Source organism: Pontivivens nitratireducens (assembly GCF_014235845.1).
Lineage (GTDB): Bacteria > Pseudomonadota > Alphaproteobacteria > Rhodobacterales > Rhodobacteraceae > Pontivivens > Pontivivens nitratireducens.
The window spans coordinates 1-7,619 of sequence record NZ_JACJUQ010000035.1 but is presented as its reverse complement, the minus strand read 5'-3'; the positions used below and the strand labels follow the sequence as shown (position 1 = coordinate 7,619).

The window sequence follows — 7,619 nt, the reverse complement described above, 5'->3', positions numbered from 1 at the left end:
TGCAAACCCAATCGTTCCACGCATTCGTGGACACTGGGGTGCCATTTTCACACGGTCTGGCATGTGTTCGGACGGAAGCGCGGGCGGGCGCAAACCTCACCGACAGGGCGGACAGGCAGGGTCAAGGAGGGCCAGATTTGGCTTGCCAAATCTCTGCCGCAAAAACCGGGAGGCCCTGGCCGATAGGTTTTTGTGGATGGCCCCCTTGAGGCTGACTGGCCGGTCTGTCGCGGCCTGATCATTCCGGGCGGAGTGCGTCCGTTGAACGCGTAGGGACCGGCATCCCTGGAACAGGGATCGGGCCGCCCCAAGATCGTCCTGGGCGGCCCATCCTCGTCAGAGGATTCAGTCCTGGGGATCTTTCGCGCTCGGTGGGAACATCACCAGCTCCGAGACCGCGACGGGAAAGTCGAGCTTGAGGCTGAAGAACTCCGATCCATCCCCGTTGCGGGTGTTGCGGAACATCGCGCCCACGCGCTGAAAACGGGTGCGCTCCTGGCCATCGGTATCGGTGAACTTGACGGGGACGGTAGCGACGTAGTGGTTGTTCATTTGGGTTACTCCTTGTTGCGATGGGGATCACCCGGCACGGGGGCAAGAGGCCCGGTCGCAAGCGCAAATGCGGAGGGTCCGCGGCTCCGCCGTGGAAGCCGTATTTGTGCTTGCCGAAGCGTATGCTGAGGGCACGAACTGGCCGACCCCGTGCGATCCACATCTATAAGCAAAAAGGAGAGACCCGGATGACCCTTCCCATCACGCCGCAGCCACCATCCGCGTCCGCGTCCCGCGGATCCTGGCCGGGGTGCTGACGGAGCCCGCCCGCGTGGATGCGATGTTCCGAAACACCACCCGAGGGACGCGCAAGTCTTTAGCCTCAAGTGCGACGTTTCGAGCCTTCGTGTCTTGCGATGCTGACGATGTGCGTGAGGTGCGCACCATCCCGAGCCCATACCGATGCGGATGGGCCGCACTCTGACGGACTTGGTAGAGGGATAACGGTGCTGGCTGCCGCAGACTGCCGATCACGCGTGACCGATCGCACGCGCCATGAGACATGACGAAAGGGCCGCGCCAAGCGCGACCCCCTCTCTTCAATCCTGCGCAGTCTTCTTCGCCGGGTCCGCAACCCGCATGACCGTCAGGCCTTTCGCTTCCGCCTTCTGCCCGAGGTTCAGCGCGACCCCGTTGCGGTAATCACACTCCCAACCCGTCGAGGATTAGTTTCGTCTCAGGCATCCGCTTCAGCGAGTTGCCGATGTGCTCGCGCCAGCGTGGGCCAACCTCCAGCGCAGTGGCATAGGCGCGGGCCAGATCATCGGGCCGGTCCTCGACCATCGCCGCGATCAGGAAAGCCGCCTGCTCGCGGTCCTTGGCAGACTTGAGGCTCCCCGCCCCGTCCCGCCGCCGATCCGCGATGATCAGTTTATGGATCGCGTATCTCTCCGGGCGCGGCACTTGCACCAGAACGCCGGAACGATAGATCGCCGCCGCGTGGATCGGTTCGGCAATCAGGAAGTTGAGATAGTTCAATCCTTGGGCATTCACGCCCAATGCTGGCAGATCACGAATGGTCTCATCCCCGAACGCCGGTGTGAGGAACTCGACCAACTGGCCACTGCCGCCTTGCGCCCATCGCCAGGTCCGACCTTGGTCAAGAGCCGGTAAGGGATCAAATTTGAGCGCCGAGAAGGTCTCGGCCAGACCCGGGTCAACCTGATCCTGCAGCGCCACGCTGAGCTTTTCGAACTGGGCGATGTCGATATCGCCGGTGTTGGCCATACCGCCAATAGGCAGGCGGATACCAAGCTCGCCTTCATAGAGGCGAAATGCATTGGTTCCGACGATGGTGCCACCCAAACGGAAAGTTCCGGCAGCGGCCATCGCGGACAGGATGGACCCGGTGGCCCGGTCTGTGGGGGTCATGCCTTCGGCGCGCAGAAGTCGAACGAGCCGCGACCGTTCTGCCTGCCGCTCCTTGGCGGTCGCGCGCAGCTCTTCGATCCGGTCGATTCGTGTGCGCGTCTCGTCACTGTCCTCGCCGATATAGATGAACCGCATCTCCGTTCCGACGCGTCGCGCGGCGTACCAATAGGCCTTGTCGCCGCGCTCCTTGAGCGTCGGCTTGCCTTCGACACCGGACAAAGCGTCGTCCTTCAGGAGCCGTACCAGATCGGTGTAGGCGCTCATCGCGATGCTGCTGAGTAGGGTCATGCCATTCATTTCCAAGTTTTGCTTGGTACGCATATACCTATCAAAACATAAAATTGCTAGGCAAAGTAATTTAGAGAACTGCCACGCCCATGAGAAACGACGCAAGGGCCGCCCGAAGGCGACCCTCTCAATTCACGTCTCCGCGGTCTTCTTCGCCGGGTCCGCAACCCGCATGACCGTCAGGCCTTTCGCTTCCGCCTTCTGCCCGAGGTTCAGCGCGACCCCGTTGCCGCCGAAGAGGACAACCCCCGTCGCCGCGAACTTGTCGTCCAGCATTTCGTCGTTGCACTTGAACGGTGCCGCCCGTCCATGCGCGGACCATCGAGGATCAAAGCGCGCCTGTGCTATCCCGCGTGCCCGGGCCCACCGAGCCGCAATCATCTCTGCCCCGTGCTTGCCACCCTTGTGGCAGAGGAAGATCTCCTGGTTGCGGTTCTGCTTGATCCGTTCGCGAACCTTGTCGAGCGTGTTGAAGATCACATCGACATCGGTCCAGTCGGTGGCGCCTGAGACGATCAGGGGCACCCCCTCGACTTTCGACTTCTCGGCAGTCTCACGGTCGTGCTGTTCAAGGAGCTGCCGTGCCTCGAAGACTGCCCCGGTCTCCTGCGCCCGGACGCTTGCGCGCGACCCGGCTGCCGGGATGAAAGCGTGGCCCGTCTCGATCTCGTAGCATTCCGCCGCCGCCTCGCTCATCACCTCGATGGCGCCGACAATCTCGCGCAACTGCAGGAAGCGCGCCTGCGCCTCTTCGAGCGCGGTCTCAGCGATCTCCGATCCGTCGTGGGATTTTGCCAGCGCGCCGATCTTGTCGGCGGTGCGGTCGACCTCCTTGCCAAGCGCCACCTTGCGCCGCTGCAGGATCGTGGCGAGCCCATGGGCCAGCGGTTCGATTTCGGCTTCAAGCCCAGTCCCGCGCAGCTGCCCGAGCAAAGCCTCGAAGCTCTCGCGGATGATGTGGTCGGTCAGGATGTGATCCTCGGGGATCGGGAGTTGTGCATCCTTCTCGGTCAGCCCGAAAAGCTCGATGGTCTCGTAGGTGTTCGCAGTGTCGTAAGCCATGTCTGGTCTCCAGTGTTCGGTTCCAAGGCCACCACGTGAGTGTGGGGGCATGGCCGAATGCCTGGTTTCCGAATCTGCCCGGGTCAGGGACGGCGTAGCCGCCGGCTTGCCGGGCGCAAAAGTTTTCCGCGCGCAGCACCCGACACATGCGCGCGCTCACGCACGGGACCGCCCTGTACCACTGGCACCGCCCTCGCCGAAAAGTTTTGCGATCCTTGACGCGGGCTGATTTGGGGGCCATCCGGAGGATATGCTTCCACGCTCATGTGTGTGTGTTTTGACGGTAGGTTTGCCCGACCCGAGCAGGCAAACGGCCAGACCGGACGCGTGAGACGGATGGAGCGGCGGGATCGTTTTGCCCCGCAAAACAGACCAGAGCGCAATCCGGCGGAGCGGCCGGGGAGGGACGTGCTCGCGAGGCGGGCAAACCGGGATGCCGGGCGCGACGCCGCGGTGAGGCCGCATGGCCGAATGCGCGACGGACCGAAGGGCCGTTCTCCCCTGCGACTTGGCGTACCGAGCTGGGGAGGCCGCAAGGCTAAAGCGAAGAAGAGCTTCGCAACAATTTCCTTCCAGCAAGCCGAATAAACAAGCTAGTATCTCGCAAGGCGCCTATTGATTTCCCTAATGGGAAGTCTGCATCTCGGGTGATCACGAACCGCCTCGAGGCCCGACTTGAGGAGAACGGTCGAACAAACCTCGTGACGTTCCATCTCATCGAACACCCACAAGACGCCGTGCATCGCGATTTCTTGGCGCTCTGCCTCAGCCCTGAGCGCACCGTCTCCGGTAAGGAGAACCCAATCTCTTCCAGCCGCCAGGCAAAATGCAAAGACATCTGGCGTCGATAACATAGCTTTCGCCCGCTTCAGCTCTGTCGCGCGTGCTGTTTCTTCTGGCGTGAGCTCTTCTACTCTCAGTCCCAGATCGATCAGATCAGGACCCATCCAGTCGAGGAGTTCCGCTTCAAAAAGAATATCTGGGACAACAAAATCATAGGGGAGATCAAAGAGCCTCGCCGTCAGCGAGGCTCTTTCAATGTCGATCAGAACGGAGGTATCAGAAACAAGAACTTGCACATATGCACTATGCCATGTGGTCCAACCGTTCTTCCAGTTCTTTTACTCGTATTTCGAGAAGTTCTGCCGCGCGAGACAACCCTATCAACCCCTCGGAGAGGGCACGAAAACACAAACGTTGAAAGCGGTCCGGTTCTTCTCGTTCCCAAGGAATGGAATTTGGCTCCTCGAACGGCTCATCGCGCCAACCTCGTTGCTTATAGACCTTGAACAGACGCGCAAATGTTGCCTGGTTGATGATGTCCAAATCCTTGCATCGATAGGTCAGCGCTTGAATGCTGACGCCAAACCGATCCTTCAGACTAATGAGCTCACCAATGCTTATGTCCGTTCTGCGGGCACCAATCTCCTGCCGTAGCACTTCTGCCGGAACGAGGAATGCACCAGCAAATCGATTTGCGGCGCGTTCTGAATCACACCCTTCGGCGACTTTAAGAACCATGTGGCCCAATTCGTGAGCTAAACTGAAGCGCTTCCGCTCAGACCAGGTCTTCTTCTTGATCATGATAACACGGGCGGAGTGGTGCTCTTTTCGACGCACTTTCGCCGCAAGCCCGTCAATCCGATCAACATCCAAAGACAGCACTTTGATCCCGTGCTCCTCGAGGAGTTCGGCAAGCATTGGAATCGGGTCATGACCCAACTGCCAAGAAGCACGCATGTTGCGAGCCGCGTCCTCGGCATCACGAACATCGGCCACCCAATAGGGTGCTTCGTGCGGGGCATCCCATTCCTGGCTCGAAAGATTCAGCAAGCTTTCGATAGCTAGGTACTTTTCAACCATATTAAGCGTCTTGGCTTCGATCGTCGCGATCTCTTTGGCTGAAGAGCTGGCTGACTTGCGAAACTCAACGCCCTCCAACTCAAGCTCATCATCGCTGAGCAGGAAATCCACAGAGACGCCGAGTGCTCGGGCAAGACTTAGCAGCACGCCCGAACCGGGCATGTCTTCATTGCGCTCGTACTTGCCTATGGCTTGAGCGGATACCTTGTTCTCCATGGCATCGGAAAGTGCACGGAGCGAGAGGCCAGATGCCGCTCGGGCTCCTTTGAGTCGCTTGCCAATCATAACGTCCTCCCAGTGGGTGGTTTACATTCCACCTATATGATTGATTTTTTGTAAACTACAACGCTTGAAAGCGCGGCCTTTCGTCCCTAACTTATAACAGGAAGCCGAAAGAAAGGCAAATTTGTAAACCGCCGCGCCGGCCTAAGAGGCGCTGAACCGGCAAAAACGCGAGACTTCAATGGGCATCTCTGAAGACTTCAAGACCTTTCTCGATAACATCAAGATCGATAATGCCGCGACGATTGCCTTGCGATACGGCGAAGTCACTGCTTCCCTTAACAAGGAGTTTCGCGACACAGAGTCAAAAACGGCTAACAGCCTTCAAGTTGGCTCCTATGGCCGTTGGACGGCGATCAAGGGCATTTCCGACTTGGACATGATCTACATCATGCCTGCCGGGAAGTGGGATAGCTACAAGGTTGGGGGCCAGTATCGGCTTCTTCACGATGCCAAGGCTGCGATCAAGCGGCGATACCCTTCGACGACCGTCAAGGTGGATCGTTTGGTTGTCCGGGTGCTTTACAACGATTTCCACATCGAAGTGATGCCGGCCTTCAAGCTAGCTGATGGGAGCTATAAGTACCCTGACACCGCAAACGGTGGGTCGTGGAAGAATACCAAGCCGCAGGCTGAACTCGATGAAATGAAAGAAGCCAATGAGCGCAAGAACCGGAACCTTCGCCGCTTGTGCAAGATGGCGCGCGCCTGGAAGAACAAGCACGGCGTCGCCATGGGCGGCCTTCTGATCGACACTCTCGCCTACAACTTCCTCGAGTCGACCGACGAATACGTTACCAAGAGCTACCACTACTACGACTACATGTGCCGAGATTTCTTCGAATTCCTGGCTGATCAGCCCAAGCAATCCGAGTATGCAGCGCTTGGCAGTCGCCAACGCGTCCGCGTCAAGAAGCGGTTCGAGCGGAAGGCGAAGAAGGCATACGATTTATGTCTAAAAGCCATCGATGCGAGCGGACAGAAGAACGAGCGCCAAAAATGGCGGGATGTGTTCGGGAACGCCTACCCAGCACCGGCAAAGAGTGCAGCGGGAGAGGCTGCCGCATTCGCGCATGTCTTCAAGAACACTGAGCAGTTTGTCGAAGACAGATTTCCGGTCGATATTCGATACCATCTTCGTATCAACTGCGAAGTGACGCAGGATGGATTCCGTCCGGGAATGCTTCGGGACCTATTGGAGCGGCATGGCGTTCTGCTGCCGAAAAAGAGCCTTCGATTCTTCATCGCGGATGCAACCGATCTTCCCGATGATACCGAGTTGTTTTGGAAGGTCTTGAACCGTGGCGAAGAAGCCGAGCGTCGAGACGTGATCCGAGGACAGATCGTGCGCGACGAAGGTCGCGGTGAGCGCCAAGAGACCACAAACTTCCGGGGAGATCACCTCGTAGAATGCTACGCGGTCAGCCGAGGCGTGGTCGTTGCGCGTGACAACATCCACGTCCCGATCCGTGTGAAAGATGCCGAGGATGAAGACTATGCCGCCTGATTACGATATCGCGTTCGAGGATCAGGTCCGTGAATGCTTCGGACGGGTGGTCTATACCCACAAAACCCACGAACGTATGGCCGATCGCTCTGCCGATACACTTCGCAGGTACAAGGTTTTGCAAATCACCCTTTCAGCACTGACGAGCGCAGGGGCGATCGGAGTCGTGGTGGGAGAAGAATTATGGGTCGAGGTCGCGACTGTCGGCATTTCATTTATGACGCTATTTGTTGCGGCCTATCTGAAGAACTTCGATCCCGGTGCTATCGCCCAAAAACATCGTGACGCAGCCGCGAAGCTCTGGAACGTCCGAGAATGCTACCTCTCACTGCTAACCGATCTGCCAAGACTGTCACATGAAGCCGCAGTTGAGCGTCGGGACGAGTTACAGGCCATACTTTCTGCCCTCTATGAAGGGGCACCTCAGACTGACGGAAAAGCCTACGAGGAGGCCCAAAGACGGCTGAAGGAGATGGAAGACATGAGCTTCACAGCTGACGAGATAGACTGTTTTCTTCCACTCTCGCTAAAGCGATCCGGCGGACGGCCTAAACAGACAGAAGTCAATCAGGCTGAAGGAAAAAGGTAAAAAATGACAAAGAATATCTGTATTTTTTCGAGAGTGTCCGACCTTTTGTGTATGATTGATCCGGTTCATGCTTCACCAAAAGGAAGCATGAATGACCATCTCGAA

7 protein-coding genes and 1 pseudogene are annotated in these 7,619 nt (G+C 58.2%); 2 read left to right on the top strand and 6 right to left on the bottom strand.

Annotated features, from left to right (window positions below; genetic code table 11):
- Positions 1-345: 345 nt before the first annotated feature.
- The 6 genes and pseudogenes from H1S03_RS17115 to H1S03_RS17095 all read right to left on the bottom strand — a co-directional run bounded on the left by H1S03_RS17115 (position 346) and on the right by H1S03_RS17095 (position 5,421).
- Positions 346-552, bottom strand: a complete 207-nt coding sequence (locus H1S03_RS17115; RefSeq protein ID WP_185805289.1) for a hypothetical protein — start codon at positions 550-552, stop codon at positions 346-348.
- Positions 553-1,091: 539 nt separating this feature from the next.
- Positions 1,092-1,187: pseudogene (locus H1S03_RS17810) on the bottom strand (DUF2493 domain-containing protein); the annotation flags it as partial.
- A 7-nt stretch (positions 1,188-1,194) separates the two neighbouring features.
- On the bottom strand, positions 1,195-2,211 hold the full coding sequence (locus H1S03_RS17110) for a nucleotidyltransferase family protein (protein WP_249777985.1): 1,017 nt from the start codon (positions 2,209-2,211) through the stop codon (positions 1,195-1,197).
- Between the two features lie 132 nt (positions 2,212-2,343).
- Positions 2,344-3,273, bottom strand: coding sequence for a DUF2493 domain-containing protein (locus H1S03_RS17105; protein ID WP_151976302.1), 930 nt, complete (start codon positions 3,271-3,273; stop codon positions 2,344-2,346).
- 593 nt (positions 3,274-3,866) lie between these two features.
- Entirely contained in the window at positions 3,867-4,352 is a 486-nt protein-coding gene (locus H1S03_RS17100) for a PIN domain-containing protein (protein ID WP_185805288.1), read from the bottom strand.
- Positions 4,353-4,359: 7 nt separating this feature from the next.
- The gene (locus H1S03_RS17095) at positions 4,360-5,421 is read right to left on the bottom strand and encodes a helix-turn-helix domain-containing protein (protein WP_040701722.1); all 1,062 of its coding nucleotides are present in this window, start codon (positions 5,419-5,421) and stop codon (positions 4,360-4,362) included.
- A 178-nt stretch (positions 5,422-5,599) separates the two neighbouring features.
- On the opposite strand from H1S03_RS17095, the gene H1S03_RS17090 reads away from it, so the two are divergent.
- Together H1S03_RS17090 and H1S03_RS17085 are read left to right on the top strand one after the other, a co-directional pair.
- Positions 5,600-6,925 (top strand): SMODS domain-containing nucleotidyltransferase, encoded by a 1,326-nt coding sequence (locus tag H1S03_RS17090; protein WP_185805287.1) that lies wholly within the window; start codon positions 5,600-5,602, stop codon positions 6,923-6,925.
- On the top strand, positions 6,915-7,514 hold the full coding sequence (locus tag H1S03_RS17085; protein WP_244263124.1) for an SLATT domain-containing protein: 600 nt from the start codon (positions 6,915-6,917) through the stop codon (positions 7,512-7,514). The genes H1S03_RS17090 and H1S03_RS17085 overlap by 11 nt, the downstream gene beginning before the upstream one ends.
- Positions 7,515-7,619: the final 105 nt, after the last annotated feature.

Excerpts from the sequence above, each read along its gene's own strand:
- H1S03_RS17115 (WP_185805289.1), bottom strand. The coding sequence starts at position 552 with ATGAACAACCACTACGTCGCTACCGTCCCCGTCAAGTTCACCGATACC.
- H1S03_RS17110 (WP_249777985.1), bottom strand. The coding sequence starts at position 2,211 with ATGACCCTACTCAGCAGCATCGCGATGAGCGCCTACACCGATCTGGTA.
- H1S03_RS17105 (WP_151976302.1), bottom strand. The coding sequence starts at position 3,273 with ATGGCTTACGACACTGCGAACACCTACGAGACCATCGAGCTTTTCGGG.
- H1S03_RS17095 (WP_040701722.1), bottom strand. The coding sequence starts at position 5,421 with ATGATTGGCAAGCGACTCAAAGGAGCCCGAGCGGCATCTGGCCTCTCG.
- H1S03_RS17090 (WP_185805287.1), top strand. The coding sequence starts at position 5,600 with ATGGGCATCTCTGAAGACTTCAAGACCTTTCTCGATAACATCAAGATC.
- H1S03_RS17085 (WP_244263124.1), top strand. The coding sequence starts at position 6,915 with ATGCCGCCTGATTACGATATCGCGTTCGAGGATCAGGTCCGTGAATGC.